33 protein-coding genes are annotated in these 26,712 nt (G+C 74.4%); 10 read left to right on the forward strand and 23 right to left on the reverse strand.

The annotated features are described in order from the left end of the window. Positions 1-510 precede the first annotated feature (510 nt). A complete protein-coding gene (locus tag MY526_RS22075; protein ID WP_436705086.1) occupies positions 511-801 on the reverse strand; it encodes a hypothetical protein in 291 nt (96 codons plus the stop codon). Positions 802-1,597: 796 nt separating this feature from the next. On the opposite strand from MY526_RS22075, the gene MY526_RS22080 reads away from it, so the two are divergent. Then, complete coding sequence (locus MY526_RS22080) at positions 1,598-2,212, forward strand: hypothetical protein (RefSeq protein WP_436705087.1); 615 nt, start codon at positions 1,598-1,600, stop codon at positions 2,210-2,212. A 16-nt stretch (positions 2,213-2,228) separates the two neighbouring features. After that, the gene (locus tag MY526_RS22085) at positions 2,229-2,447 is read left to right on the forward strand and encodes a hypothetical protein (protein ID WP_436691456.1); all 219 of its coding nucleotides are present in this window, start codon (positions 2,229-2,231) and stop codon (positions 2,445-2,447) included. 20 nt (positions 2,448-2,467) lie between these two features. Here MY526_RS22085 and MY526_RS22090 read toward each other — a convergent pair whose 3' ends face one another. Continuing rightward, the gene (locus tag MY526_RS22090; RefSeq protein ID WP_436705088.1) at positions 2,468-2,689 is read right to left on the reverse strand and encodes a flagellar FlbD family protein; all 222 of its coding nucleotides are present in this window, start codon (positions 2,687-2,689) and stop codon (positions 2,468-2,470) included. Positions 2,690-2,907: 218 nt separating this feature from the next. Between MY526_RS22090 and MY526_RS22095 the strand changes: the two genes are divergently transcribed. The 3 genes from MY526_RS22095 (at position 2,908) to MY526_RS22105 (ending at position 5,054) form a co-directional block, all read left to right on the forward strand. After that, the gene (locus MY526_RS22095) at positions 2,908-3,690 is read left to right on the forward strand and encodes an isocitrate lyase/PEP mutase family protein (protein ID WP_436691458.1); all 783 of its coding nucleotides are present in this window, start codon (positions 2,908-2,910) and stop codon (positions 3,688-3,690) included. Between the two features lie 4 nt (positions 3,691-3,694). Then, positions 3,695-4,216: a class I SAM-dependent methyltransferase gene (locus MY526_RS22100; protein WP_436705089.1), complete on the forward strand. Its 522-nt coding sequence runs from the start codon at positions 3,695-3,697 to the stop codon at positions 4,214-4,216. A 133-nt stretch (positions 4,217-4,349) separates the two neighbouring features. Next, complete coding sequence (locus tag MY526_RS22105; protein WP_436691460.1) at positions 4,350-5,054, forward strand: response regulator; 705 nt, start codon at positions 4,350-4,352, stop codon at positions 5,052-5,054. Positions 5,055-5,119: 65 nt separating this feature from the next. On the opposite strand, the gene MY526_RS22110 is transcribed toward MY526_RS22105, so the two are convergent. The 12 genes from MY526_RS22110 to MY526_RS22165 form a co-directional block, all read right to left on the reverse strand. After that, positions 5,120-5,719, reverse strand: coding sequence for a hypothetical protein (locus MY526_RS22110; RefSeq protein ID WP_436705090.1), 600 nt, complete (start codon positions 5,717-5,719; stop codon positions 5,120-5,122). 155 nt (positions 5,720-5,874) lie between these two features. Continuing rightward, positions 5,875-6,519, reverse strand: a complete 645-nt coding sequence (locus MY526_RS22115) for a signal peptidase I (RefSeq protein ID WP_436705091.1) — start codon at positions 6,517-6,519, stop codon at positions 5,875-5,877. Positions 6,520-6,566: 47 nt separating this feature from the next. Further along, complete coding sequence (locus MY526_RS22120; protein ID WP_436705092.1) at positions 6,567-7,157, reverse strand: TasA family protein; 591 nt, start codon at positions 7,155-7,157, stop codon at positions 6,567-6,569. Between the two features lie 162 nt (positions 7,158-7,319). Continuing rightward, positions 7,320-7,997: a response regulator gene (locus tag MY526_RS22125; RefSeq protein ID WP_436705093.1), complete on the reverse strand. Its 678-nt coding sequence runs from the start codon at positions 7,995-7,997 to the stop codon at positions 7,320-7,322. Continuing rightward, positions 7,991-8,443, reverse strand: a complete 453-nt coding sequence (locus MY526_RS22130; RefSeq protein WP_436705094.1) for a hypothetical protein — start codon at positions 8,441-8,443, stop codon at positions 7,991-7,993. The genes MY526_RS22125 and MY526_RS22130 overlap by 7 nt, the downstream gene beginning before the upstream one ends. Further along, the gene (locus MY526_RS22135; RefSeq protein WP_436705095.1) at positions 8,440-9,087 is read right to left on the reverse strand and encodes a signal peptidase I; all 648 of its coding nucleotides are present in this window, start codon (positions 9,085-9,087) and stop codon (positions 8,440-8,442) included. Before MY526_RS22135 ends, MY526_RS22130 begins: the two co-directional genes overlap by 4 nt. Before the next feature lie 47 nt (positions 9,088-9,134). Continuing rightward, complete coding sequence (locus MY526_RS22140) at positions 9,135-9,725, reverse strand: TasA family protein (protein ID WP_436705092.1); 591 nt, start codon at positions 9,723-9,725, stop codon at positions 9,135-9,137. 141 nt (positions 9,726-9,866) lie between these two features. Next, positions 9,867-11,099 carry a sensor histidine kinase gene (locus MY526_RS22145; protein WP_436705096.1) on the reverse strand — a complete coding sequence of 411 codons (1,233 nt, stop codon included), beginning with the start codon at positions 11,097-11,099 and terminating at the stop codon, positions 9,867-9,869. After that, positions 11,096-11,485 carry a response regulator transcription factor gene (locus MY526_RS22150; RefSeq protein ID WP_436691467.1) on the reverse strand — a complete coding sequence of 130 codons (390 nt, stop codon included), beginning with the start codon at positions 11,483-11,485 and terminating at the stop codon, positions 11,096-11,098. The genes MY526_RS22145 and MY526_RS22150 overlap by 4 nt, the downstream gene beginning before the upstream one ends. A 194-nt stretch (positions 11,486-11,679) precedes the next feature. Beyond that, the gene (locus MY526_RS22155) at positions 11,680-12,378 is read right to left on the reverse strand and encodes a DUF3618 domain-containing protein (protein ID WP_436691468.1); all 699 of its coding nucleotides are present in this window, start codon (positions 12,376-12,378) and stop codon (positions 11,680-11,682) included. Positions 12,379-12,418: 40 nt separating this feature from the next. Continuing rightward, positions 12,419-12,955 carry a phage holin family protein gene (locus MY526_RS22160; protein ID WP_436705097.1) on the reverse strand — a complete coding sequence of 179 codons (537 nt, stop codon included), beginning with the start codon at positions 12,953-12,955 and terminating at the stop codon, positions 12,419-12,421. Between the two features lie 3 nt (positions 12,956-12,958). Continuing rightward, positions 12,959-13,816 carry a hypothetical protein gene (locus MY526_RS22165; RefSeq protein WP_436691470.1) on the reverse strand — a complete coding sequence of 286 codons (858 nt, stop codon included), beginning with the start codon at positions 13,814-13,816 and terminating at the stop codon, positions 12,959-12,961. A 341-nt stretch (positions 13,817-14,157) separates the two neighbouring features. On the opposite strand from MY526_RS22165, the gene MY526_RS22170 reads away from it, so the two are divergent. Beyond that, complete coding sequence (locus MY526_RS22170) at positions 14,158-15,003, forward strand: siderophore-interacting protein (protein WP_436691471.1); 846 nt, start codon at positions 14,158-14,160, stop codon at positions 15,001-15,003. A 150-nt stretch (positions 15,004-15,153) separates the two neighbouring features. On the opposite strand, the gene ypfJ is transcribed toward MY526_RS22170, so the two are convergent. The 3 genes from ypfJ to MY526_RS22185 are packed head-to-tail and all read right to left on the reverse strand — an operon-like array spanning position 15,154 to position 17,597. After that, complete coding sequence (gene ypfJ, locus MY526_RS22175) at positions 15,154-16,074, reverse strand: KPN_02809 family neutral zinc metallopeptidase (protein ID WP_436691472.1); 921 nt, start codon at positions 16,072-16,074, stop codon at positions 15,154-15,156. Beyond that, a complete protein-coding gene (locus MY526_RS22180) occupies positions 16,071-16,721 on the reverse strand; it encodes an SIMPL domain-containing protein (RefSeq protein WP_436705098.1) in 651 nt (216 codons plus the stop codon). The genes ypfJ and MY526_RS22180 overlap by 4 nt, the downstream gene beginning before the upstream one ends. A 3-nt stretch (positions 16,722-16,724) precedes the next feature. Continuing rightward, on the reverse strand, positions 16,725-17,597 hold the full coding sequence (locus tag MY526_RS22185) for a formate/nitrite transporter family protein (RefSeq protein WP_436691474.1): 873 nt from the start codon (positions 17,595-17,597) through the stop codon (positions 16,725-16,727). A 141-nt stretch (positions 17,598-17,738) separates the two neighbouring features. Between MY526_RS22185 and MY526_RS22190 the strand changes: the two genes are divergently transcribed. The 4 genes from MY526_RS22190 (at position 17,739) to MY526_RS22205 (ending at position 20,891) form a co-directional block, all read left to right on the forward strand. Further along, positions 17,739-18,131, forward strand: a complete 393-nt coding sequence (locus tag MY526_RS22190; RefSeq protein ID WP_436691475.1) for a hypothetical protein — start codon at positions 17,739-17,741, stop codon at positions 18,129-18,131. Positions 18,132-18,134: 3 nt separating this feature from the next. Continuing rightward, the gene (locus MY526_RS22195; protein WP_436691476.1) at positions 18,135-19,388 is read left to right on the forward strand and encodes a glutathionylspermidine synthase family protein; all 1,254 of its coding nucleotides are present in this window, start codon (positions 18,135-18,137) and stop codon (positions 19,386-19,388) included. A 10-nt stretch (positions 19,389-19,398) separates the two neighbouring features. Next, a complete protein-coding gene (locus tag MY526_RS22200; protein ID WP_436691477.1) occupies positions 19,399-19,845 on the forward strand; it encodes a nitroreductase family deazaflavin-dependent oxidoreductase in 447 nt (148 codons plus the stop codon). Between the two features lie 92 nt (positions 19,846-19,937). Continuing rightward, on the forward strand, positions 19,938-20,891 hold the full coding sequence (locus MY526_RS22205) for an ABC transporter substrate-binding protein (RefSeq protein WP_436705099.1): 954 nt from the start codon (positions 19,938-19,940) through the stop codon (positions 20,889-20,891). Between the two features lie 6 nt (positions 20,892-20,897). Here the strand turns inward: MY526_RS22205 and MY526_RS22210 are convergent, their stop codons facing one another. From MY526_RS22210 to MY526_RS22235, 6 genes are all read right to left on the reverse strand, one after another. Next, on the reverse strand, positions 20,898-22,454 hold the full coding sequence (locus MY526_RS22210) for an FUSC family protein (RefSeq protein WP_436705100.1): 1,557 nt from the start codon (positions 22,452-22,454) through the stop codon (positions 20,898-20,900). 79 nt (positions 22,455-22,533) lie between these two features. After that, positions 22,534-23,505 (reverse strand): aldo/keto reductase, encoded by a 972-nt coding sequence (locus MY526_RS22215; protein WP_436691480.1) that lies wholly within the window; start codon positions 23,503-23,505, stop codon positions 22,534-22,536. Between the two features lie 48 nt (positions 23,506-23,553). Beyond that, positions 23,554-24,615 carry a winged helix DNA-binding domain-containing protein gene (locus MY526_RS22220; protein WP_436691481.1) on the reverse strand — a complete coding sequence of 354 codons (1,062 nt, stop codon included), beginning with the start codon at positions 24,613-24,615 and terminating at the stop codon, positions 23,554-23,556. A gap of 39 nt (positions 24,616-24,654) precedes the next feature. Further along, positions 24,655-25,194 carry a GNAT family N-acetyltransferase gene (locus tag MY526_RS22225; RefSeq protein WP_436691482.1) on the reverse strand — a complete coding sequence of 180 codons (540 nt, stop codon included), beginning with the start codon at positions 25,192-25,194 and terminating at the stop codon, positions 24,655-24,657. 85 nt (positions 25,195-25,279) lie between these two features. Next, the gene (locus MY526_RS22230; RefSeq protein WP_436705101.1) at positions 25,280-26,380 is read right to left on the reverse strand and encodes a hypothetical protein; all 1,101 of its coding nucleotides are present in this window, start codon (positions 26,378-26,380) and stop codon (positions 25,280-25,282) included. A gap of 87 nt (positions 26,381-26,467) precedes the next feature. Then, positions 26,468-26,712: hypothetical protein (locus tag MY526_RS22235; protein WP_436705102.1), on the reverse strand; the 245-nt coding region annotated here is incomplete at its 5' end.

Consider the following 26,712-nt stretch of genomic DNA (forward strand, 5'->3'; position numbering starts at 1 on the left):
TCACCGCTCCGCAGCGACCGGCGTCGTTCCACCAGGCTGCGCCCCGTGTGTCATCTGATGATCCCTCTCCACTGAGAGATACGCGGTGGGTGACTGCCCCCACACGCGTGGCTCGGAATGGTCGATGCAGAACCTGCTCCTCGGAAGCTCCCTCCGACTCGTTCCTCCAGTCGAACAGGACCCTGTCCGTCCAAGGAATCGTCAACTCCGACGTCGTCGCAGGAGGCTCCGGCTGCACTGCCTCCTCCGGACCCGGCGTCGGGAGCGAGCCCCCGGAACTGTTCAGCAGTGCACGGTGGATGTGGGCATGAGTCATCAGAACCAGCCAGAACACCGGCTTCCTCGCTGGGTGGAAGTCGTAGAACACCTCGATGACCTCGGAGAGAGCGTCACGCAGCGAACTGCTCTTGTCCTTCAGGGCGGCGTCGAACTCCCTGTAGGAGATCACTCTGCTCCGCTTGCCGGCTCTCGTGGTCATCTCTTCGAGGACGTTGTCGAGGCGGCCGCTGGTCAGACCTTGCAGCCGCGTCTCCTGTGGTCGCTCGAGCAAGAGGCGTTGATGTCTCTCGGGGAGACCCTCGGGTTCGGGTCATACTCGAGTCCTGCCCACCGTGCCAACGTGTCTGCGTCGGTCGCCGACCATGTGAGCATCTTCAACAACGTGTACTTGTGGCGGATCGAGGCGTCGATCCCCAGATCGACCGCCGTGAGGTCGTCCTGGAGCGCACGGAAGAGGGCCAGGGGGCCGTGAACCGGTAGATGGTCGACGAGAAGTAGTAGCCCTGCGTCGAGGACAGCCACCCCTGACCCGGCCGCACGTCCCCTCTGTGAATGGCGTCCGCCATGTTGAGGATCCGGCCGTAGAAAGCATAGGAGCGCTCATGTGCCTGGAAGAGCATGGGTTCGCACGTGCGATACAGGCGTAGGCGCGCTTCGTGGGCATGGTCACGCCTGGCCTTCTTCTCCGCACTCTCCTCGGACAGGTCGGCCGTCAATCTCACCAGAGCTCGTTGTGCTGCATTCGTGCGTGTGTTCAGCTTCCAACTGATCCCGAGACTGACGAGGACCCCCACGAGAGCAAGGCCTCGGTCGTTGCGGCGGCGATGATCGTTGCAGTTCCGGGGGTGGCTGCGGCGCTCGTCGACATCTCCCCATCCCGCTGAGTGCTGCTGACTTCTCGTGGCTCTTCGACAGCGGTGTCTCGCGACTGCTCGCCCCTTGGCCCATTCGGACCGGACGTCGTGCCGGCCGGCCACAGTCCACCCGCGCAACGTCACCGAAGCGTCACCTCGGTGTCCCATGGGCCGCCGTGGGATGTTCGGCGAGGGGACCGCTGCGCCCTCCCGACGTCGCGGTGGATCAAGGGCCCGAGACGGCGAACGAGAGCCCGGAGCCGGCCGCCGGCACGGCTCGCCACGCAGTCGGAGACGCGATCCACTGCCCGGTGACGAGGATGCCGCCCCTGACGGACGCGGGTCGTCGTCCGCACGTCTTGCGGGACTCTTGCGGGAGCGCGGCGGGCGACCTGCGGTCGGGGTTCCAGAGTCGGGGCTGCCGGTGGGGTGTCCACCGGCGCAGACCGACCGAGGAGACCCACGTGAGGACCACCTCCAGCGCGCCACCGGCCCGCCGGGCCAGGCGCACGATCGGCTCGATCGGCGTGCTGGCCGCGGCAGCGGCGGTCGCCGGTCTCGGCACCTACGGCACGTTCACCGACAGCACCACCCCGGTGGAGACCCAGGTCGCCACCGGCGTGGTCTCCATCGCCCTGAGCGAGGCGACGCACCAGGCCACGGTGCCGTTCGTCGCCGGCGGCTGGGTGCCTGGGGACAGCTCGCAGCTGGTCATGGACCTGTCCAACGACGGAACCGCCGCGCTGTCCTCGGTGACGCTGGCGGTGCGGGCGACGTCGTCCAGCGTGCTGGACGGCGACGCGGCGCAGGGTCTGCAGCTCGTGCTGGAGTCCTGCTCGCTGCCGTGGGAGGTCCTCGGCGCCGGGTACCGCTGCACCGGCGACGTCGACGGCTTCTACACGGGTCCGGTCGTGATGACCGGGGCGCTGGCCGGCGCGCAGAGCCTCGCGGCCGGTGGCGTCGACCACCTGCGGGCAACGGTGGCCCTGCCGTCCACCGCCGGGAACGGCTTCCAGAACGCCTCGAGCCGGCTCGAGTACGTCTTCACGGGGGTGCAGCGTGACGGCGCCGACCGCTGACCGGATCAGGCCCGGGATGACCTGGCACTCCTCGGCCATCGCCCTGCCGTACCCGGACCTCCGCAGCGCCCTCGCGGGGCTCCGCGCGGAGATCGAACACGAGGTCGGAGGCACCGGCGGGGGGACGCCGGACTGGGACACGATGGTCCTGGTCGGACCCGTCCCGCTGGAGGAGAGCAGCGGGCGACGGTGGTTCGACTACATCCTCTCGGTGGCCTGCCGGCCCGGGAACTGACTGCGGGCCGGGCCGCCGGGCTATCGGGCCTGCCGGCCGCCGCGGTCGAGGACCCAGCAGGCGGTGATGTCGGCGGCGCGGGCGTCGCGGATCCGGGCGACGATCTCGTCGACGGTCTCCACCACGCAGTACTTCGCGCCGTCGCTCAGGAAGACGACGGTGTCGGGGTGCCCCTCGACCCGTTCGATGTCATCGGGGTCGATGCGGCAGTACTCGCCGGTGCGGCGGATGAGACCGATCATGGCGGTCCTCCTGCTGGGCGGGGCATCGGGCCCCGGCGGCGCCCTCCATCCGGGCGACCTCTGCTTCGACGGTCGGCCGGCCGCGCTTGAGCCGGCCGTGGCCGTCCACCCCGTCGGGGTGATCCGGCGTTCCTGTGGGAACGCCGACGCCGATCTGTCGGTACCCCGCGGAACGCGACCGTGCGGGCGGAGCACACCGGTGCCCTACGTTCGGGGCCATGCCCGACCTCGCCACCCGTGCCCGGACGCTGCTCGACCTGCACACCGCCCCGGAGATCCTCGTGCTCGCGAACGTGTGGGACGTCGTGTCGGCGACGGTGGTCGCCTCGACCCCCGGCGTCACGGCGCTGGCCACGGCGAGCCACTCCATCGCCGCGACGTTCGGCTACGAGGACGGCGAGAACATCCCGCTCGACCTGCACCTGGACATGGTGGCGCGCATCGTCGCCGCGGTGGACCTGCCGGTGACCATGGACATGGAGGCCGGCTACGGCGACCCGGGCGAGACCACCCGGCGGGCCATCGCCGCGGGGGTGGTCGGCGGGAACCTGGAGGACGGCGGCCGGCCGCTCGAGGACGCCGTCGGCGCGGTCGAGGCGGTCCTGGCCGCCGGGCGGGACGCGGGCATCGACTTCGTCCTCAACGCCCGGACCGACGTCGTCCTCCACGCCGCCCGGGACGCCGACCGGAGCGACCTGCTGGCCGAAGCGGTACGGCGCGGCCGCGCGTACCTCGACGCCGGTGCACCGGTGGTCTTCGTGCCCGGGGTGGTCGACCGGGAGGAGATCGCCCTGCTGGTCGACGGGCTCGGCCGCGGCCGGCTGTCGCTGCTCGCCGCGCCGCGGCTGAGCCCGTCGGTGCGGGAGCTGCAGGACCTCGGCGTGGCCCGCGTCTCCACCGGGCCGTTCCCGCAGCGCGTCGCGCTCACCGCGCTCCAGGACTGCACCGCAGAGCTCGTCGCCGGGGGCACGCTGCCCCCGGACACCCGCCGGCTGAGCTGACGCCGTGCCGCCCGCGTCCGAACGGCTGACCTGGACGGCGGGCGTCGTCGCCGCGCGACCGGGGGAGCGGGTGCTCGAGGTCGGCTGCGGCCACGGCGTGCTCGTCGCGCTGCTGGCCGAGCGGGCCGGGCAGGTGCTGGGCGTCGACCGGTCCGCGACCATGATCGCCGCGGCCGGCCGCCGCAACCGCCCCGCGGTCGAGGCCGGCCGGGTCGGGGTCCAGGCGGCCGCGCTGCGCGATGCCCACCTCGGTGCCGAGCCGTTCGACGTGGTCGTGTCCGTCAACGTGCGCGCGTTCTGGGACGCCGACGCGGCGACGACGTGGGACGTCGTCTCCCGGGTGCTCGCGCCGGACGGGCGGGTGGTCGTGGCCTTCTCCCTCATGACGCCCGGCGCCGACGCACCGGTCGTCGACGCGGTCGGCCGGCTCGCCGCCGCCCGCGGGCTCCGGCTCCACGCGGTCCACCACGGCCGCACGGCACCCATCCCGTCGGTCGCGATCGAGGTCCGCCGCCTCTCCTCCTGACCGGTCGCGTGTCGTCCCCCGTTGGGGGGAGACGACCGGGCACCGCTCAAGGCCGGCCGGGACCGGGTCGATCACCCGCTCAGGTGACGCCCAGAACCGTCACCGCCCAACGTCCCCGGAGTGGGAGGAGGAGATGGTCGTGGCCGAGCAGTCCGTGCTGGTCGTGGAGGACACCGAGGAGATCAGGGAACTGGTCTGCACGGTCCTGCGCAGGGCGGGGATGGACGTCCGCGCGGTCCCCACCGGTGCCGAGGCGCTGGTGGAGGTCCGGCGGTCGGCGCCCGACGTCGTCGTGCTGGACCTGGGCCTCCCGGACGCCGACGGCACCGAGATCTGCCGCCAGATCCGCGCCGAGAGCGAGTGCTACGTCCTCATGCTCACCGCCCGCGCCGAGGAGGTCGACCTGCTCATCGGCCTCGCCGTCGGGGCCGACGGGTACATGGCCAAGCCCTTCTCGCCGCGCGAGCTCGTCGCCCGCGTGCAGGCGATGCTCCGCCGTCCGCGCGTCCCGGCCCCCCGGCCGGCGCCCGCCGAGGAGTCGATCCGCCGCCTCGCCGAGCTCGAGGTGGACGAGGACAGCCGCGAGGTGCGGGTGGACGGCGCCGTGGTCGACCTGACCCGCACCGAGTTCGACCTCCTGGCCGCGCTGGCCTCCCGTCCCGGCCGGGTGCTGCAGCGGGAGACCCTGCTGCGCGAGGTCTGGCAGACCGACTGGGAGGGCAGCGTCCGGCTGGTCGAGGCGCACATGTCCAACCTCCGCCGGAAGCTGCAGGCCGCCGGCCTGAGCACCCCCGAGATCCGCACGGTGCGCGGGGTCGGCTACCGCCTCGTGGCGTAGTTCCCCCGGCACAGCACAGCGGGCCCGGACCGAGTGATCGGTCCGGGCCCGCTGTGCTGTGCCGGTCAGCAGCTGAGGTTCTTCGACAGCGCGGAGCTGGCCGTCCACTTGTAGGTCGTCAGGGTGTCGATCGACAACTTCAGCGAGGTGGAGATGTAGTCGGCGTCGGCGTTGGCGCTCATCGACGTCGAGTTGGCGCCCTGCTCCATGACGAACGTGTAGCCGTTGCCCAGGTGCGCCGTCATCAGGTAGCCCTGGACGTCGGGCGTGGTGCTGCGGGTCCAGCTCGCCGTCGCGTAGAGCTCGGTGTCGACGGTCGTGGTCGTCGTGGTCGTCTCGTTGGTGCCCGGGCCGGCGACGGTCGACGTCGTGTTGCCGTTCTGGTTGGTCCTGGTGCCCTGCGACGACGAGGTCACCGAGTAGGAGCGGGTCGAGGTGGCCCCCGTCACCGGGTCCCGGTACACGGTGTGCCGGGTCTCGGTGGTCGTGACCACGCAGTAGCTGTCCACCTTGACGTTGGTGGGCGGCTGCACCGTGAGGGTTCCGACGGTCGCCGTCACTGCCGGTGCGCGGTCGTCGAAGGCGGCGTTGGCCGGGAGGGTGGCGGTGACCAGGACGGCGAGGGTGAGCGTGAGCAGGGCCAGGGCGCGGCGCGTGGTGGTCACTGCTGGTCCTCCGTCTCGGTGCGGGGATCGGGTGTCGCTGTCGGTGTCGACTGTGCCGGGGAAACCGCAGGTCCCCCGCCGTGGAACCGCAAGATCTGCGCAAGGCCGGCCGGGCTACCGCTGGCCGGCGGCCGCCGGCGCTGCCCGGCCGGCTGTCATGACGCCTGCTCGTCGGTGTCGTCGTCGGTGTGGTCGGTGGTGGGGCGCCAGATGGTGAGCAGGAGCCAGGCGGCGAGCAGGGCGGGGGCGCCGTAGACGAGGGTGGCGCTGAGCCAGGGGGTGCGCAGGGCGGTGATGAGGTGTCCCAGCTCGGGGATGACGGCCTGGACCTGGTAGGCGGTGTCGCCCTGCAGGACGGCGGTCCAGGGGTCGGTGTGGTCGTTGGCGTCGCCCTTGGTGGTGACGGTGACGGTGCCGTCGGCGGCGTGGTCGACGGTGACCACGCGGTGGGTGACGACGCGGTGGTCGTCGATCGGGATGTGGTAGCTGATGATCATGCCCTCGGTGACGTCGGCGACGGCCAGGGGCGTGGTGATGACGACGTCGCCGGGGTCGATGGCCGGGGCCATCGAGCCGGTGAGCATGGTCATCGTCTGGTAGCCGAACACGTGCGGGCCCAGGGCCAGGCCGGCGAAGGCCAGGACGGCGAATCCCACCAGTGCCCGGGTGGTCCAGCGGGCGGTGGCCGCGGCGGCCCGGCGCAGGACGGGCGCGGTGCTGCGGCCGGCGGTGGCGGGGCCGGTTCCCGGGGGCAGCGTGCGGGCTGCCCCCGGTGCGGTCAGGGGGAGGACGGCGGTCATGGGAGCTTCTCCGGGGGTGTGGTCGGCGACGTTGTCGACGGGGGAGGTCAGCGGGCGGCGGCGGCGCGCTGGACTCCGGAGAAGGTCAGGCTCAGCGTGGCGGACTTGTTCTGGAAGGTGTTGTCCGCGCTGGTGGGCAGCGTGAGGGTGTAGACGAGGTGGTCGGTGCCGCCGGGGTTCAGGCTGGCGACGGTGGAGGGCAGCACGAAGTTGCCGACGGCCGGGCCGGAGGCGATCTGGCTCGAGGTGCCCGAGCAGGTGTAGGTCGCGCTCCAGGGCACCGAGCAGGAGCTGACGGTCAGCTGCAGGCCCTTGGCGGTGTCGGTGGTCAGCACGCTGGGGGCGGGGGCGGCCACGCCGAGGCTGACCGAGGAGAGCGCGGAGTTGCCGTCGTTGATCAGGGTGACCGCGCGGGTCATCGTGTCGCCGGGGACCAGGCCGCTGGCCGAGGTGGTCAGGGCGGTGCCGGAGCTGAGGTTGATCGAGACCGTGCCCGACTGCACCTGGGTGGAGATCGGGGTGGTCGAGTCGGTGAAGGTGCCGAAGGTGCCCAGGCCGGCGACCGCGGCGGCGGTGCCGATGACGGCGAGGGAACCGACGATCTTGCGGGCGGTGGTGGTGCGGGCCGTGGTGCTCATGTCCGGTCGTCTCCTGTGTCCGGCCCGGAGCGGGGTGCTCCCGGCGACACAGACGACTCTGGCCAGCCAACCGCAGGCTCCCCGCCCGCCAACCGCAAGAGATCCGCAAGATGAGGTGATCCCCAGCGACCGCCTGATCGGCGGGCCGGCGCGGCGGCCGACTCAGGCGCCGGCGACCGCGTGCAGCTCGGCGACGAGGTGGTGGGCGAGGATGCCACGCCGGGCGTCCGAGGCGATCGCCCGGCAGACGGCCGCCACCTCCGGGTGCCCGAGCTGCGCGCTGGTCCCGGCGAGGGTGGTGGAGGCCCAGGCCACGGCCGTGGTGTCCCCGGTCCGGGCGCCGTCGGTGATGGCGGTCAGCCGGTCGGGCAGCGCACGGGTGTAGAGCTCCTGCAGGTGGTCCATCACGTCGGCGTCGAGGTCGTCCCCGGGCAGCTCGGCGCCCGGGGCCACCGAGGATCCGTCGGCGGGCTCCACGGCAGGGGGAGCGACCCGGCGGCGCAGGCAGTCCAGGAGCAGCTCGGCGCCGGTCGTCCGGGGCAGGCAGGCCAGCGCGCCGGCGGCAAGCGCGGCCCGCCGGGCCTCGGCCGTGGCCTCGTCGGTGACGACCAGGAGGTGGGCCCGGCAGCCGGCCATCCGTAGGCGGCGGAGCAGCGCGGGCCCGTCACCGGCAGGTCCGTCGAGGCCGGCGACGACCAGGTCGAGATCCAGCCGGCGGGTCATGGCCAAGGCCTCGCGGCTGCCGGCGGCCTCGTGCACGGCCCAGCCGGTCAGCATCAGCAGCCGGGCGATCCGGGCGCGATCGGCAGGGTCGGCGTCGACGACCAGGGCGCTCAACACGTCAGGACCCCCGAGCGGACCGAGACGGCCGTCCAGCCGTAGCTGGTGAGCGTCGTGATCGTGAACCGGGGCTGGTACTGCAGGTGCGACGCGTCGGCGGAGTCGAACACCTCGTCGGCCGTGGCGTCGGTGCGGGCCATGACGTAGGACGCGCCGTTGTTCAGGTGCGCCGTCACCACGTACCCCGTGACACCCGGCGACGTGCTCCGCCACCACTCGATCTTCGCCTGCACCGTCGTGGTGACGGCGCCCGTGGCCGGGTCGGTGGTCGTGGTGCAGAGGCCCTTGGCCTCGACCTGGGTCGGCGGCTGCACCGTGAGGGTTCCGACGGTCGCCGTCACTGCCGGTGCCGGGTCGTCGAAGGCGGCGTTGGCCGGGAGGGTGGCGGTGACGAGGACGGCGAGGGTGAGCGTGAGCAGGGCCAGGGCACGGCGCGTGGTGGTCACTGCTGGTCCTCCGTCTCGGTGTCGTCGTCGGTGTGGTCGGTGGTGGGGCGCCAGATGGTGAGCAGGAGCCAGGCGGCGAGCAGGGCGGGGGCGCCGTAGACGAGGGTGGCGCTGAGCCAGGGGGTGCGCAGGGCGGTGATGAGGTGTCCCAGCTCGGGGATGACGGCCTGGACCTGGTAGGCGGTGTCGCCCTGCAGGACGGCGGTCCAGGGGTCGGTGTGGTCGTTGGCGTCGCCCTTGGTGGTGACGGTGACGGTGCCGTCGGCGGCGTGGTCGACGGTGACCACGCGGTGGGTGACGACGCGGTGGTCGTCGATCGGGATGTGGTAGCTGATGATCATGCCCTCGGTGACGTCGGCGACGGCCAGGGGCGTGGTGATGACGACGTCGCCGGGGTCGATGGCCGGGGCCATCGAGCCGGTGAGCATGGTCATCGTCTGGTAGCCGAACACGTGCGGGCCCAGGGCCAGGCCGGCGAAGGCCAGGACGGCGAATCCCACCAGTGCCCGGGTGGTCCAGCGGGCGGTGGCCGCGGCGGCCCGGCGCAGGACGGGCGCGGTGCTGCGGCCGGCGGTGGCGGGGCCGGTTCCCGGGGGCAGCGTGCGGGCTGCCCCCGGTGCGGTCAGGGGGAGGACGGCGGTCATGGGAGCTTCTCCGGGGGTGTGGTCGGCGACGTTGTCGACGGGGGAGGTCAGCGGGCGGCGGCGGCGCGCTGGACTCCGGAGAAGGTCAGGCTCAGCGTGGCGGACTTGTTCTGGAAGGTGTTGTCCGCGCTGGTGGGCAGCGTGAGGGTGTAGACGAGGTGGTCGGTGCCGCCGGGGTTCAGGCTGGCGACGGTGGAGGGCAGCACGAAGTTGCCGACGGCCGGGCCGGAGGCGATCTGGCTCGAGGTGCCCGAGCAGGTGTAGGTCGCGCTCCAGGGCACCGAGCAGGAGCTGACGGTCAGCTGCAGGCCCTTGGCGGTGTCGGTGGTCAGCACGCTGGGGGCGGGGGCGGCCACGCCGAGGCTGACCGAGGAGAGCGCGGAGTTGCCGTCGTTGATCAGGGTGACCGCGCGGGTCATCGTGTCGCCGGGGACCAGGCCGCTGGCCGAGGTGGTCAGGGCGGTGCCGGAGCTGAGGTTGATCGAGACCGTGCCCGACTGCACCTGGGTGGAGATCGGGGTGGTCGAGTCGGTGAAGGTGCCGAAGGTGCCCAGGCCGGCGACCGCGGCGGCGGTGCCGATGACGGCGAGGGAACCGACGATCTTGCGGGCGGTGGTGGTGCGGGCCGTGGTGCTCATGTCCGGTCGTCTCCTGTGTCCGGCCCGGAGCGGGGTGCTCCCGGCGACACAGACGACTCTGGCCAGCCAACCGCAGGCTCCCCGCCCGCCAACCGCAAGAGATCCGCAACGCTCCCTGGAGGCAGGCGCCGCCTCGGCGGATCAGCGGGGGAGCGTGAGGGTGAACGTGGTGCCCTGGCCCTCGGCGCTGGCGAGCTCGAGGGTCCCGCCGTGGGCGGTGGTGATGGCCTTGGTGATCGCCAGGCCCAGGCCGACGCCGGGCACCGCGTGCCGCCGCGCCGTGGAGGCGCGGAAGAACCGCGCGAACAGCTGCGCCTGCTCCCCGGCGGGGATGCCGATGCCGGTGTCGCTGACGGCCAGCCGGGCGACGGGGACGGCCCCGGCCCGCTCGTCGTCGACGACGGTCCCGTCGGGCGTCCGCCAGGCTGCGTGCAGCTCGAGGGTGACCCGGCCGCCGCGCGGGGTGAACTTCACCGCGTTGGAGACGAGGTTGTCGCAGGCCTGCCCCAGCCGGACGGCGTCACCGCGCACGACGAGGCCGCCGTCGGGCAGCGTCACGGCCACCTCGACCCCGGCCGCGGCGGCGGTCACGCGGGCGGTCTCCTCGGCGGCGCGGACGACGGCGGTCAGGTCGACGTCCTCCGGCTGCAGGCTGAACCGTCCGGCGTCCACCTGGGCGGTGAACAGCAGGTCGCCGACCAGCCGGAGCAGGCGCTGGGCGTTGCGCTCCACCGTGGCGAGGTACTCGCGCGGCTCCTCGCCGAGCTCCGGGTCGTCGAGGACGAGCTCGAGGTAGCCCAGGATCGAGGTCAGCGGCGTGCGCAGCTCGTGGCTGATCAGGCTGACGAACTGGTCCTTCATCCGCTCGGTGGCACGCGCCTCGGTCATGTCCGTGGCGACGAAGTTCCAGCCGGCGTGCGCGCCGCGGTCGTCGGTGCGCGGGGTCACCGCCACCGAGACGGTGAGCTCCTCGCCGACGCCGGCGACGTAGGTCCAGTCGCGCACGTCGCTGCCCTGCTGCTGGGCGGTGCTCACCAGCGCGGCCAGCCCGCCGCCGGCCTCCTCGAGTTCCTCGGGGAGGTGGAAGTCGGTGATCAGGCGCCGACGGACGACGTCGGCGCGGGGCAGGCCGAGCATCCGCTCCGCACCGGGATTCCACACGCGGATGACGCCGTCGACGTCGGTGCCGATGATCGACTGCTCGGTGACCGCGTCGATGACGCTCGTCATCGTCTGCGCGCGGGCCTGCAGCATGCGGGCGGCAACGTCGAGCTCCTCGTCGCGGTGCTGCATCTGGGCGACGAGGGCGGCGTTCTCGGCGCGGAGCCGCAGCACCTCCGCCTCGAGGGTCAGCGGGATCTCGGCGGTCGTCATGCGGGCGCTCCGGTGGTCAGCTCGCGCACTCGGGCCGCCAGCCCGGCGACGGAGAAGGGCTTGGGGAGGTAGGCGTCGGCGCCCGCGGCGAGCCCCCGGGCGAGGTCGTCGGACGACGCGCCGGCCGACAGCAGCAGCACCGCGATGCCGGCGGTGGCCGGGTCGGCGCGCAGCGCGGTGCAGACCTCCAGGCCGGTGGCCCCGGGCATGGAGACGTCGAGGACGGCGAGGTCGGGGCGGTCCGCGCGGGCGGTGGCGAGGGCGGTGGTGCCGTCGGGGACGTCGGCGAGCACCGTGCACCCGGCCCGGCGCACCGCCAGGCACACCAGGGCGCGGATGTCGTCCTCGTCGTCGGCGACCAGCACGCGCGGGGGTGCGGTCTGCACGGAGGCGGCTCCTCGATCGGGTCGGCCGGTGCCCCGCGGGCCCGCGCCGGTGGCGTCGTCCCTCGGGACTTCGGCGTCCGCGGGGGTGGCCTGCAGCCCGCCGTGCCCCCGCTCACCCGGGCGGGTGAGCCGCCCCGGACAGCACTGCGCCCCGCCGGGCGGACCCGGCGGGGCGCAGTGTCAGCGGGTGCGGATCAGCTGCGGGTCTGCTGCACCGTCTCCCGCGACTGCTGGGCCTGGCCCTGGACGTCCTGCGCGGCGGACTGGCCCTCCTGCTTCACGGTCTGGGCGGCGTCCTGCGCAGTGGACTTGACCTCCTCGACGGCCTGCTGGGCGGCGGGCTTGAGCTGGTCGCCGATCTCCTGGGCGGCCTGCTTGGCCGGCGCGAGCAGCGCGTCCTTGTTCTCGCGGACGGCCGTCTCGGCCTGCTGGGCCAGCTGCTTCTCCTTCTCCGACGCCGGCAGCAGGCTGGAGACCAGCCAGCCGACACCGAAGGCGATCAGCCCGGCGGCCAGGGGGTTGCCCTGGGTCTGGCGGACGACGGTGTCCGGCGCCTGCTGGACCGCCTGGGCGGCGGACTGGGCGGCGCCCTGCACCGACTCCGCGGCGCTCGATGCCGCGCCCTGGACGCTCCCGACCGCACTCTGCGCGTGGTGCTGCGCCGTGTACGACGTGTCGTGCGCCGACCCCATCACCGAGGACCGGGCGTTCTGGGCACTCCCCATCACCTTCTCCTTCACACTGGTGATGCGGCCCTTGGCCGCGGTGACCCGCCGGTCCATGACGCGGGCGGGGTTGACCTTCTCGTTGAGGGCGTCGACGTCGTAGCTCAGCTCGCGCTGGGTCTGCTCGATCTGCGCGCGGATGGCGTCCGGGTCGTTGCTCGTGGTCATGTGTCGTACTCCGATGTCTGGGAGGGCCGGGGGCCGCGGGTCAGTTGGGCTTCAGGGCGCCGGGCACCTGCTGGAGGGTGTCCACGGTGCGCTCGGGCTTCGGGTTGACGCGCTGGAGCTGCTTGCGTCCCATCACGAACGCGATGGCGCCGACGATGGCCCAGAGGACGGCCACGATCAGTGCGGACCAGCTGTGGCCCACGAGGTGGTACAGGGCCCACCACAGCGCGATCGAGAGGAACAGCAGCACCATGTAGCCGGCGAAGCCGGCCGCGCCCAGCAGGCCCGCGCCCTTGCCGGCCTTGGTCGCCTCGGCCTTGACCTCCACCTTCGCCAGCTCGATCTCCTGGCGCATCAGGGTGGAGAGGTCCTTGGCGACCTCACCCATCAGCTGACCGACCGAGGTGCCCTCGACATCGGGGCGGCCCTGCTCGGTCATCGGGGTGCCGATGGCGCCGCTGTGCGCGCCGTAGTCCTGGCCCTGCTCGGGTGACACCGCGTAGTTCGAGGAGCCGCCCGGCTCCTGGTATCCCTGCGGTGTCCCGACCGGCGTGGCGCCGGAGTAGGGAGAGCTCATCGGTCAGACCCCCCGGCCCGGCGTGCGGGTGGGGTCGTCCCAGCCGGCCGGGGTGGTCGGGGGGACTGCGGCGCCCTCGGGCGGCACGGTGCCGTACGGGGGCGGCGGGACCGGGGTGGTGCCGGTGGTGGTGGTGCCGGTGTACCCGGCCGTCTCGCCGTAGCCGGTCGTCGTCTCGGTGTAGCCGGAGTAGGCCGGCGTCGGGTCGACGTAGTTGGTCTGCGTGTAGGTGGCCGGCGCGTAGTGCTGCCCGGTCGTGCCCGACGGGCCGGTGTCGCTGTGCGCGGCCTTGACCCCGCTGGTCAGCCGGCCGGCGACGACGCCCGCGAGGGCGGCGCCCAGCAGGAACGTGCCCGGCTTGCGGCGGGCGAAGGAGCGGATCTCGTCGAGCAGGTCGGCCGGCTCACGGTTCTGCAGCCAGGAGGCGAACTCCTCGACCTTGGCCGTGCCCTGCTCCACGAGGTCGCGGGCGGGGCCGGAGGCCGGGGCGTTGCCCTCGACCATGGAGCGCAGCTGCGTGGCGATGTCCTGCAGGCCGGAGGCGGCCTTGCGCTGTGACGTGACCGCCTGCTGGCGGAGCTGGGTGCGGCCCTGCTGGACGAGGTCCTGGGCCTGCGCCTTCGTCTCCTGGGCGACCTGCTTGGCCTGGTCGGCGGCGGTCGAGGCGACCTGGCTGCCGGCCTGCGCGGCGGTCTGGCCCACGTTGCGGGCCTCGTCCTTGGCGACGTCGGTGGTGGAGGCGGAGCTCGAGCCGGTCGTCGTCCCGGTGGTGGTCGTACCGGTGGTCGTCGTACCGGCGGTCGCGCCCGAGCCGGGGGTGGCCGGCGGGGGCGGGAACGGGGTGTCGATGGAGTGAGTCATCGGTCCTCCTGGCGTGGATCGTTGTCGGAGCAGGCGCTACCCGGAGAGCTGATCTTTGACACATGCCGCGTCGACGACCGTCGCCGGTCCACCTGCGCGTATGCCGACTCCCCGTCCCGCCCGGGAGGGAGGACGGGGCGCGGGAAGAGGTCGGCCGCGCGGGGACGGCGTGGGCGGAACGCGGCGGGTGCGACGCTGCGGCGCGCCGCGACCGGCGTCTCCGTTGGCGCCGTGCTTGCAGACATGCCGGTACCCGGGGGTGGCGTATCCGAAACGGGCGCCGGTCCGTCGTCGTCATCAAGTAAGGTGAGCCTTTCCTACCTGTTCCGAGGAGACCCGCCATGGCCGACCAGGCCCCGCGTCGCCCGCGCACCCCCCGGCTGGCCACGGTGCTGCGCACCTCCCGCCCGACCCCGCACCTGGTGCGGATCGTCCTGGGCGGGGAGGGGCTGGCCGGCTTCGCCCCCCAGCACGCCGACTCCTACGTCAAGCTCCTGATGCCGCCGCCCGGTGCGCCCTACGCGGCACCGTTCGACGTGGAGCAGGTGCGCGGCGAGCACCCGCCGGAGCTGTGGCCGTCCACCCGCACCTACACCGTCCGTGCCTGGGACGCCGCCGCCGGCGAGCTGACCCTCGACTTCGTCGTGCACGGCGACGAGGGGATCGCCGGGCCGTGGGCGCTGGCCGCCCGGCCGGGGGACGCCGTCCAGTTGATGGGCCCCGGTGGCGCCTACACCCCGGGTCCGGACGTCGACTGGCACCTGCTGGTCGGTGACGAGACGGCGCTGCCGGCCATCGCCGCCTCCCTCGAGCGGCTGCCCGACGGTGCCCGCGCGCGGGTGTTCGTCGAGGTGGCCGAGGCCGCCGACGAGCAGCCCCTGCCGACCTCACCCGAGGTGCAGGTGGAGTGGGTGCACCGAGCCGGCGGTGCCCCGGGCGCGGCGCTGGTCGCCGCGGTCTGCGCCGCCGACCTGCCGGACGGGTCGGTGCAGGTCTTCGTGCACGGGGAGGCCGGCGCGGTCCGGGAGATCCGCCGGTTCCTGCGGGCCGAGCGGGACGTGCCGCGCGAGCTGCTGTCGATCTCCGGCTACTGGCGCCTCGGACGCACCGAGGACCGCTGGCAGTCCGAGAAGCGGGAGTGGAACGCCTCGGTGGAGGCCGAGGAGCAGTCGATCACCGTCGGGTGACGGGCTCGGGAGCATCGCAGCGAGCGCCGGCGAGCGAGGAGCGGACCGGGTCCGGAACCCGACCGATCAGCACCGTCGGGTGACGTCCAGGGGCAGAAACGGCCATTTCTGCCCCTGGACGGTCCGTGTTGCGCGCGGAGTGGCCGCCCCTCAGCCGAGGTCGTCGGTGGCGAAGGTGTCGCACTGCGCCGGGTCGCCGGTCTCGTAGCCGGTGCTGAACCAGCGCTGCCGCTGCTCGGAGCTGCCGTGGCTGAAGGCGTCCTGGTCGACCGTGCCGCCGCCCAGGTTCTCCTGGATGAAGTCGTCGCCGATGCGCGCGGCCGCGTCGAGAGCGCGGGCGATGTCGTCCGCGGTGATCTCCTCGATGAGCGGCGCGCCGGAGTCGTCCGGCACTGTCTCGGCGTGGTTGGCCCAGGCGCCGGCGTAGCAGTCGGCCTGCAGCTCGAGCCGTACGGTGCCGCTCAGCGGACCGGTGATGCCGGGGGTGACCTGCTGGTTGGTGCCGAGCAGGTTCTGCACGTGGTGGGCGTACTCGTGGGCGATCACGTAGGCGTTGACGAAGAGCCCGCCCTGTGCGCCGAACTGCGACTGCAGCTGGTCGAAGAAGGACAGGTCGATGTAGACGAGCTGGTCGCCCGGGCAGTAGAAGGGCCCGGAGCCGCTCGTCGCGCCGCCGCAGCTCGTCTGCGTGGAGCCGTTGAAGAACACGGTGGTGGTCGGCTGGTAGCGGCTGCCGAGCACCTGACCCCAGTAGTCCTGGATCGACTCGATGTCGGCGACGACGGCGCAGTCGACCGACTCGTTGGCGTCGGCGCCGGACCGGCAGCTCTGGTCCAGCTGGGCGTTGTCGACCGTCTCGTCCTGCCCCAGCCCGGCCAGCCCGCCGAGGGCCGCGCCGGTGCCGCCGTCCCCGCCGCCCAGCAGCTGGAACAGCACCAGGACGACGACGCCGACCAGGCCCAGCCCGCCGCCACCGACGGCCAGCCCGCGGCCGCCACCGAGCCGGCCGCCGCCGCCCCGGCGGTCCTGCACGCCCGACGTGTCGAGATCGGCGCCCTCGCGGTACCTCATCCTCCGAAGACCTCCTGGTCGGGTTCGGACATGGCGAACCGGACCTCGACCGCCCCCAGCACCTCCTGGGGTGCCGGCGCGAGGTCGAGCCGGAGCTCCTCCGAGCCGAACCGTGCCATCGCGGCGAGGGGTGCCGCGAATCGGGGCGACGAGCCGGACAGCCCGACGTCACTGATCTCCAGCAGGGCGGTCAGGCGCGCACCCACGGCCGCGGCGTACTGCCGGGCCCGGTGCACGGCGTCCTGGACGGCGGCCAGCCGGGCCCGCTCCACCACCGCGCTGCCGGGGCGCAGTCGCCAGTCCGGGCCGGAGACGGCGACGTCGGGCAGCCGGCCCAGCGCGACGACGAGCTCGCCGACCGCGTCGAGCCGCGCCACCGTCACGGAGGTGGTCAGCGAGGCCACGGAGTCTTCGCGGCCGCCGTCCCGCCGGTACGGGTAGACCGCCAGCCCGGCGGTCTCCACCGCCTCCACCGCCGCACCGGCCGCGTCGAGCACGGCGGTGACCGCGGCCTGGCCGGCGCGGCACCGCTCCAGCGCGGTCTGCCGGTCCCGGGCCCGGGCGGTGACGGTCACGACGACCGCGGCGATCTCGGGGTCGACCACCAGCCGGGCCTCGCCGCGCACGGCGACCTGCGGAACGCTCATCGCTCAGGCCCGCTCGGGCGCCTCCCCGCCGTCCCGCGTCCCGCTCGGGGCCTCCTTGCTCGGCTGCTCGGCCGGCTCGTCGCGGAGGAAGAGGTACCAGTACGAGGTGCCGACGAAGACGACGGCGCCGACCAGGTTGCCCGCCCCGGCGAGCAGCCAGTTGACCACCGTGTCGCCCCACCCGACACCGGGGACGCCGGCGAAGACCGCGGCCGGGAGGAAGAACATGTTGGCCACCACGTGGTCGAAGCCCATCGCGACGAAGGCCATGACCGGGAAGAAGACCGCCAGGATCTTGCCCGAGACGCTGCTGGCCGACAGCGACATCCAGACGGCCAGGCAGACCAGCCAGTTGCAGCCGACGCCGCGGAGGAACGTCTCCCAGGCGGTGTGCCCGGTCGCCTTGCCCTCGGCGATCTCGGCCAGCCGCTCGAAGGTCAGCGCGGCGTTGCCGGCGCTGTCCGGGTCGCCGATGACGCCGGTGGACACGGCGAGGAAGTAGGCGACGAACACCGCACCCAGCAGGTTGCCGAGCAGCACCAGGGTGAGGTTCTTCGCGACGTCGCCGAGGCCGATCCGGCCCTGCATGGCGCCCAGCGGCACCAGCAGCATGTTGCCGGTGGCCAGGTCCGAGCCGGCGATCAGCACCAGGACCAGCCCGAGGGTGAAGGCCGCACCCATGAAGAGGGTCGGCAGGGTGCCCCACTGGCCGGCGTCCAGGCCGGAGGAGACGGTGATCGCGACCAGGGCACCGAAGGCGATGTAGGCGCCGCCGAGGAACGCGCTGACCAGGACGCGGTCCCACGTCCGGTGGATCTTCTTCGCCCCGGTCTCGCTGGCCACCTGGGCCATCTCTGCCGGTTGCCGTGCGGTCATCGGCACCTCCACGGGGGCGTGGGCTGGGGGATCGAACGGTAGTGGCTCGCACTGCGTCCGGCGCTCCGACGACGTCGTGCGACCCCCGGGCGGGGGCGGCGATCTAGGGTCGTCGGACACCCCAACGAGCCGGGAGAGCACATGGCCGTCTCCAACCGCGTCCGCAGCGCACTCACCACGACGGTGCTGGCGACCGCGGCCACCGGGTTCCTCGCCGGCTGCGGTGCGGACGACGACGAGCAGGACGAGCAGGTCGCTTACTGCACCGACGAGGACGGCGAGATCGTCGACGACGACTTCTGCGACGACGGCTACCGCGGCGGCGGGCTGTTCTTCCTCTACCTCGGCGGCTTCCGGCCCGGCCTGCCGCTGGGCACCGTGCTGCCCAGCGGCGGCACCCGGATCAACCCCACCGACAGCGCGGCGCGGCAGCGGGCCGGCCTGCCCTCCACCGGCAAGGTGACCGGCGGCACGCGGGTCACCGGGGGCATCGGCTCGGGCACGGGCGGCCGCGTCGGCACCGCCGGCGGCTGAGCCGTGAGGAGGGTCGAGGGCGGCGTCGTCCGGCCCGGGTGGGAGGCCGAGATCGAGGCGCAGGGCCTGGTCTACAACCGGACGACGACGCCCGGCGGCGAGGAGCGCAGCTACTGGCGCGAGGGCCCGTTCTACGACTTCACGATGGCCGAGATCGAGCGGCTGGAGGGCTGGGTCGCCCAGCTGTTCGGCATGTGCGAGGCCGCCGGCGACCACGTGATCGAGCACGACCTGTTCGACCGCATGGGCATCCCGCCGATCGCCCGCCCGGAGATCCGCCGCACCTGGGAGGTCGAGCCGCCCAGCGTCTACGGCCGCTTCGACCTGCGCTACGACGGCCAGGGCCCGCCGAAGCTGCTGGAGTTCAACGCCGACACCCCGACCGGCCTGGTCGAGTCCGCCGTCACGCAGTGGAACTGGCACCTGTTCACCGGCCAGGGGACCGACCAGTGGAACGCGCTGCACGAGCGGCTGGTCGCCGCGTGGCAGCGCAACCTGCTCCGGTGGGAGCGGCGGACCGGCGTCCGGCCGCGGGTGCACCTGGCCTGGACGTCGGAGGAGCACTCCGGTGAGGACCGGATGACCGTCGCCTACCTCATGGACACCGTCGTGCAGGCGGGGTACGAGGCGATCGAGCTGGTCGTCGAGGACATCGCGCTCGACGACGGCGACGGCCGCTTCTACGACCCGCAGGGCCGCCACCTCGACGTCGCCTTCAAGCTCTACCCCTGGGAGTGGCTGATCGAGGACGAGTTCGGAGCCGCCGTCCTCGCCGACGCCGCCCGGCCCGGGGGCACCACCTGGGTGGAGCCGGCCTACAAGATGCTGTGGAGCACCAAGGCGCTGCTGCCGGTGCTCTGGCAGCTGTTCGGCGGTGACGCCGCGCTCCGCGACCTGCTGCTGCCGGCCTACTTCGCCGACGAGCTGCCGTCGTCCTGGCGGGAGTACGTCCGCAAGCCGCTGTGGGGCCGGGAGGGCGCGAACGTGGCGATCGTCCGGGACGGCGCCGTGGTCACCGAGCAGCCCGGCCGGTACGGCACCGAGGGCTTCGTCGTCCAGGAGTTCGCGCCGCTGCCGGACTTCCCCGGCGTCGACGGCCCGCACCACCCGGTGCTCGGCGCCTGGGTGGTCGACGGTGAGCCGGCCGGGCTGGGCATCCGGGAGAGCGACGGGCTGATCACCGACAACCTGAGCTGGTTCGTCCCGCACACCATCGACTTCGCCGCTCCGGAGGCCGGGCGCCGGCGTCCGGCCTAGGGTCGCGGCCATGCCGCTGGAGGGTGAGTACGAACCGAGCACGCAGGGCTGGGTCCGGGAGCAGGTCGAGCGCTACGAGGCGACCGGCGGGCGCGAGGCCAACACGCTGCGCGACACCGGCATCCCCATCGCCGTCTTCTGGACCCGCGGGGCGAAGTCGGGGAAGGTCCGCAAGAACGGGCTGATGCGGGTCGAGCACGACGGTGCGTACGCGATGGTGGCCTCGGTCGGGGGAGCGCCCAAGGACCCGGCGTGGGTGGCCAACGTGCGCGCGTTCCCGGACCAGGTGACCGTGCAGGACGGCCCCGAGCCGTGGGACGGCGTGGCCCGCGAGGTCGCCGGCGAGGAGCGCGAGCAGTGGTGGCAGCGGGCGGTCGAGGTCTACCCGGCGTACGAGCAGTACGCCCGGAGGACCGACCGGGAGATCCCCGTCTTCGTCGTCGAGCGGCGCCCCTGACCGCCCCCGGGTGGGAGTGAGTTGGGAAGGCTGCCCTAAGTTCTCCCGGGTGCCGGAGGGGCCGGCGGACCGGGAGGACGACTGTGCAGGGGATGGGGCGGTACCGCCGGGCGGCGGCCGCGGTGACGGCGGGCCTGGTGCTCGCCGGCTGCGGCGCGGAGGACGGCGGGACGGCGGAGCCGCAGGCCACGGCGGAGACCCGCACCGTCGAGCACGCGCTGGGGACGACGGAGATCGAGGGGACCCCGGAGCGGGTCGTCGTCCTGGACACCGGCGAGCTGGACGCGGTCCTGGCCCTCGGCGTGACGCCGGTCGGGTCGGTCCGCACCGACGTCAGCGACGCGCTGCCGGCCTACATCGAGGACGCCGGCACCGACCCCACCCGGATCGCGAACGTCGGCACCATCGCCGAGCCGGACCTGGAGGCGATCGCGGCGCTGGAGCCCGACCTCATCCTGTCCAACGCGGTCCGGCACACCGACGTCTACGAGCAGCTGTCGGCGCTCGCGCCCACGGTGTTCGCCGAGGCGGTCGGGGAGACCTGGCAGGAGAACCTGCGCCTGGCCGGCGAGGCCCTCGGGCGGACCGAGGAGGCCGAGGAGCTGCTCGCCGCGCACGAGGAGCGGGCGGCGGAGGTCGGCGCCCTGTTCGGCGACCCGGCGGCGACCGAGGTGAGCATCGTGCGCTTCCTCGACGGCTCCGCGGTGCGGCTCTACGGCGAGGGCTCCTTCATCGGCGCGGTGCTGGCCGACGTCGGCTTCGCCCGGCCGGCGGTCCAGCGGACCGCGGAGACCTTCGTCGAGGTCGGCCCCGAGGAGATCGGGCAGGCCGACGGCGATCTGGTCTTCTCCGCCGCCTACGGCCAGGACGGTCAGACCGCGGCCGCGCAGATCACCGGCGGCGGCCTGTGGCAGGGGCTGTCCGCCGTCGAGCAGGGGCGGGCCTTCGAGGTGGACGACGACCGCTGGTTCCTCGCGATCGGCCCGCTCGGCGCCTCGCTGGTGCTCGACGACCTCGAGCAGTTCGCCGGCCGGCTGCAGAGCTGAGCCCGGTCAGCCCGCCAGCTCGTCGGTGATCCGCCGGGCCAGCGAGCCGGCCAGCTCCTCGTCGCCGCGGGCCCGCGCGCCGAGCAGGCCCCAGCCGAGGTCGGCGACCCAGCGCGACCGGGTGGTCCACGCGGTCACCGACGAGGTGGGCAGCAGCTCCGCCCGGGCGGCGGTGGCCACCTCGTTGAGCTGGACGAGGCTGTCGTGCAGTCGCGCGTCGGCCCGGGACCCCGCCGGTGCCCCGGCCGCGGCCAGCGCGGCGTCGGCCGTGGCGCGGACCGCACCGGGCAGCCGCCGGCTGCCCGCCCGGGGGAGGAGCGACAGCCCGACCGCCACGGCGAGCGCGACGCCGACGGCCGTCTCGGCCAGCCGCTCGCCGATCAGGTCGGCACCGGAGCGGCCGGGCACGCCGATGTGCACGAGCATCAGCACCAGGGGCGTGATCAGCGAGACGGCGAGCACGTACTGGTGCGCGATGAGCAGCTCGACGCCCAGCTGGAGGAGCGCGACGAGCGCGATCTCCACGGCCACGGGCAGGTCCAGCCAGATGAGCAGCCCGGCGAGGAGCACGCCGAGGACCGTGCCGGTCGCCCGGTGCAGAGCGCGCGTCCGGGTGGCCCGCGCGTCGGTGCCCAGCTGCACCCCGACCGCGGTGGTCGCCGCCCAGTAGGGGCTGTGCAGTCCCAGCGCGGTGGCGGTGAGCCCGGCCGCGGCGGCGCCGATCCCGATCCGCAGGCCGGTGGCCGCCCACGGGGTGTGCCACCAGTGGGAGGCGCCGGGCGCGGTGTCCGGAGCCGGGACGGGGGAGCCGCCCTCCGCCGCCGGCAGCGCCCGCATGAACCGCTGTTCCACGTCGTCGAGCCGGGCGCGCAGCGATCCGTCGTCGCCTCGCCGGCTGCCGCCCCGGACGGCGGCGTCGGCCACGCGGATCGCGCGCGCCACGGTTCCGGGGCGCTGGGTGCGCAGCTCTCCGCGCTCCGTCGCCCCGACCGCGACCTCCGCCGCGACCAGTGCCCGCCGTTCGGGGCCGGTCGGGTCCCACAGCCAGGGCAGCATGCAGCCGGCCCAGGCGAGGGCGGCGCCACCGGCGGCGGCCAGGGCGTGCCAGCCCAGGTCCGCCGGGCCGGTGCCCAGCGCGCTGGACCCGCCGGCGACCAGCACGAGGCCCAGCGACCCGGGTGGGCCGACCCGCCACAGCACCGTGGCGGCGGCCGCCACGGCGGCCAGCGCCCCCAGCAGCAGCGACAGGAGCACCGGGTGCCCGCCCGCGAGCGCGCCCAGCGTGCTCGCCGCGGTGCACGCGACCGCCACGGCGGCGACCACCCCCGCCCGCCGCCGGTAGGGCAGCGCGTGCCCGTAGACGGCGGTGAACGCGGCCAGCGCCGCCGCGGACCCCAGGTCGGTCCGGCCCGCCGCCGCCCCGAGGGCGAGCGGCAACGTCATGGCGACGGCGGCGGTGACCCCCCGCCGGCCTCCGGTCTGCCACAGCGCGGACAGCGCGGGCAGCGGTGGACCGAGCAGGTGGGGGCGCACCCGCCGCACGCGGGAACCGGGGGCGGACACACCTCCATCGTCGCCTGTCTTGTGGCCCCGTCCCGGGCCCCGCCCTGAGCTGGCGAAAGGTGGGGAGGACGGGGTCCTTCTAGAACCCGGCGACGCCGTGCGGTGTGTAGGGCTCCTCCAGCCGGGCGACCTCCTCCTCGGTGAGCTGCAGGTCGACGGCGGCGACCGCGTCGTCGAGGTGGGCGTCCTTGGTGACGCCGACGATCGGCGCGGTGACCACCGGCTTGGCCAGCACCCACGCCAGCGCCACCTGCGCCCGCGGGACCTCGCGCGCGGCGGCCACCTCGGCGACCCGGTCGACGATCGCCCGGTCACTGCTCTCGTCGTACAGCCGCCGGCCGAAGTCGTCCTGCTCGGACCGGTTGGTGACCTCGCCCCAGTCGCGGGTGAGCCGGCCCCGGGCCAGCGGACTCCACGGGATGACGCCGATGCCCTGGTCGGCGCAGAGCGGGTGCATCTCCCGCTCCTCCTCGCGGTTGAGCAGGTTGTAGTGGTCCTGCATCGACACGAAGCGGTGCCAGCCGTGCTCGCCGGCGAGGTACAGCGCCTTGCTGAACTGCCAGGCCCACATGGACGACGCACCCAGGTATCGCGCCTTCCCCGACCGCACCGCGGAGTCCAGCGCCTCGAGCGTCTCCTCGATCGGCGTGTGCGGGTCCCAGCGGTGGATCTGGTACAGGTCCACGTAGTCGGTGCCCAGCCGGCGCAGGCTGTCCTCCAGCTCGCGCAGGATGGCCTTCCGCGACAGCCCGCCGCCGTTCGGGCCGGGGCGCATCCGCCCGTGCACCTTGGTCGCGAGGACGACGTCCTCCCGGTCGGTGAAGTCGCGGATCGCCCGGCCGGTGATCTCCTCGCTCGACCCGGCCGAGTAGACGTTCGCGGTGTCGAAGAAGGTGATGCCGGCGGCGACCGCCTTCTCGATCAGCCGGCGGCTGTCGTCCTCCGGCAGACTCCACGGGCTCATGCCCCGGCCCGGCTCGCCGAAGCTCATCATCCCCAGGCAGATCCGCGAGACCTGCAGGCCGGTGCTGCCCAGACGCGTGTACTCCATGGACCCAGCCAACTCCGCCGACCGGGCCGCGGCCACCGCGGGGGTGGGTCACGGGAGGGCGGCCGCGACCTGCGGGAGGGCGGCGGCGACCGCGTCGGGGAAGGCGGTGAACGGGGCGGCGTCCAGCCGGCGCCGCGCGCCCGTGCCGGTCCACCGCCAGGTGCCGACCACCCGGCCGCCGGCGACGACGGTCGGCCGGAAGACACCGTTGCGGCCGGGCACGATCCGCTCGGCGAACTCGGGCGGCACCGCGCAGCTGCGGTCGGCGTAGCCGAGCACGAACTCGTCGAAGCCGGGCAGGAGGAGCAGCCGCCGCGCGTCGGCTCGCGAGGCGGCCAGCACGTCGGGCGTCTCCGGTGCCATGAGGTGCTCGCGGCCGTCGACCTCGAGGACGGCCAGCCGGTCCCGGACGGCGGCCAGCCCGGCGCGGACGTCGCCCATCGGCAGCCCCGCCCAGCGCGCGAGGTCGGCGATCGTGGCCGGGCCGTGGCCGGTGAAGTACCGCAGCGCCAGCTCGGCCAGTGCCTCCTCGCGGTCGAGGCGGCGGGGGCTGGGCACCCACTCGTCGAGCAGCACGAACAGCTGCTCCCCGCCGTCGAGCGGCCCGAGGCAGAGCGTGCCGGTCTGGGCGAGGAACCAGAGCAGGTGGTAGCCGCGCTGGCCCGTGGTCGGGACGCCGCCGTCGGCGATCGCGGCGAGCAGTTCGCGGCGGCCCATCCGCCCGCCGCCGGCCAGCGCCGAGGTGACCGCCTCCCGGGCCCGCTCCGCCTCGGCGTCGGTGAGGTCCAGCGCCGCCCGTCGCTGCGCCGCCCCGGCCAGCACCCGCGGGCCGAGCGCCTCCAGCAGCCAGTGCAGGTCCTCGGCGGCCACCAGGTGCAGCGTGCCGCGCATCGGCCAGGAGCGGACGACGTCGCCTGCGTCCAGCGCCGCCTCCACCGCGGCCCGGGAGCGCTCCGCCGTCCGCAGGGCCACCGAGGTCAGCGCGCCCGGGAGGTCCTGGCCCTGCACGCAGGTCAGCCGGCGGACGACGGCGCCCGGCGTCGGCAGCGGCGGGCCGGCCAGCCGCTGGGCCACCAGCCGGAGCAGCGCGAGGTCGGTCTCCGGGTCCACGACCGGGAGCCTGTCATCGGGATACGACGATCGGTGCCGTCAGCGCAGCAGGTGCACGTAGACCATGCCCTCGGCGTCGGGCTCGGTGGTCAGCGGGCGGAACCCGGCGGCGGCCGCGGCGCGCAGGCTGGCGGCGTTGTCCGGCTCGATGCCGAGCACGAACTGCTCGACGTCGGCGGTCTCGGGGGCCTCGACCAGCGCGGTCAGGGCCGCCCGGCCGTACCCCTGGCCGGTCAGGGCGGGGTCGACGACGTAGGCCGCGCCCATCGTGCGGCGCGCGTCCTCGTCCAGCACCCGCTCCCGCTCCGCGTCCCAGGTGGTCCACCGGTCGTAGACGTCGCCGCCGATCTGCGCGACCACCCGGTCGGTGTCGTCCAGGACGACGAAGGAGTGCGCGCGCAGCACGCGCCGCCCGCGGAACTCCTCGTCGCGCGCCGCCGTGCGGAGGGCCAGCTCCCGCTCCGGCCACTCGCGGCCGCCGAGCCGGTGCTGCACCTCGGGGGCGTCGAACCAGGGCAGGACGGCGACCAGGTGCTCGGGCTGGAAGGGGACGAGCCGGACCGTCGGCTGCGGGGGCACACGGCCACCCTGCCGCCGGGTCCGGCGGCGTGCACGCCGGCGGCCCGGACGCTCGACGCCGAGCGCCCGGGCCGCCGGGAGGGTGCTACGCCCGGTCCCACCAGAGCCGGCCGCGGCCGGCGGCCAGCAGCAGCCCGGCGGCCACCGCCAGGACGCCGGCCGCGGCCGCCACCGGCCCGGTGGACGCCGTCGACGACGTCGGCCGGGTCACGACCGCCTGCGGGGTGCCCGTCCCGCACGCGTCACCGGGGCCCGTACCGCCGGCCGGGTCGGCACCGGACCGGGCGGTACCGGTCCGGCCGCCGCCGGTCGCCGGGTGGGTGTCGCCACCGGGCACGCGGGTGGCCCCGGACGAGGCACCCGGGCCGGCACAGTCGCCGTCGAGGCCGCCGGCGGGAGGAGCACCGGTGCCGCTCAGGCCGGTGCCGCCGCTGGAGGCACCGGTGTCGCCGGAGCCGGCACCGGCGTCGCTGCCTCCGGAGCCGATGCCGGAAGCGCCGTCGGTGCCTCCGGAGCCGGAGCCCGGGCTGCTGCCGCCGGTACCGCCGGGCAGCGGCAGGGTCACCGTGGTCGGCCGACCCTCGTCGAGGGCGACCGGCAGCTGCACGACGGTGCCCGGCGAGGGCGTGCCGCCGGTGCCGCCGATGGTCACGGTGTCCTCGAGGTCGAGCAGGAGGCCCCCGCCCGGCCCGGTGCCGACCGGGTCGGTCAGGTCGACGTCGACGGTGCCGCCGGTCAGCGGGTCGCCGTCCAGGACCTCGCCGAGGTCCCCGGTGACGATCGGCAGGGTCACCGTCGTCCCGGCCGTCCCGCCGCCGGAGGTGTTCACCGGGACGGTGACCGTGAGGCCGTCCGCCGGGTCCGGCGGGGCGTCGTCGGCCTCGGTGACCCACACCGGGACGCTGACGCCCTCCTCGCCGAGGACGGTCGTCCCCGCTGCGGTGTGCGTGTCGACCGGGAGCTCGACGCCGTTCCCGGCGCCGGAGCCCACGGTCAGGTCCTCGCCGGTGCCGGTGACCACCGGCGTGGGGAGGACGGTGCCGTCGTGCACGGGGACGGTGGCGGTGGCCCCGAGCAGGCCGGCGGTCAGGTCGTTCTCGTCGGCTGCGGCGACACCCGCCCCGGCGGCCAGCAGGCCCCCGGTGAGCAGGGCCGTGCGCAGGCCGCGCTGAACCCATCTGTTCATGGCTGTTCCTTCTCCGGTTCCGAGTGGACCGGTCCCGGACGGGACCGGTGAAGTGCCGTGCCGGCTGCGCGAGCCGGCCGGGCGCACTCAGTCGGGGGAGAAGGAGGGGTCGGCGGCGACGTCGCCGACCGCGTCGCGGGCGGCGGCGGAGCGCGTGCCGGCCGCGCCGAGGACGGCGTCGGTGGGGTCGGCGGGCAGCGTGGCGCTGCCGGCGTCGGGACCCGGCGCGGACGTGCCGGCGGACCCGGCGGGCGCCGGGACGGCCGGCGGGGGGCCGGTATCAGGGGACCCCTGGGAGGCGTCTGTCAAGCAGATCCGCTCGGACGCCTGAC

Origin of the sequence: Geodermatophilus sp. CPCC 205761 (assembly GCF_051383655.1) — a bacterium.
Taxonomy (GTDB): Bacteria; Actinomycetota; Actinomycetes; order Mycobacteriales; family Geodermatophilaceae; genus Geodermatophilus.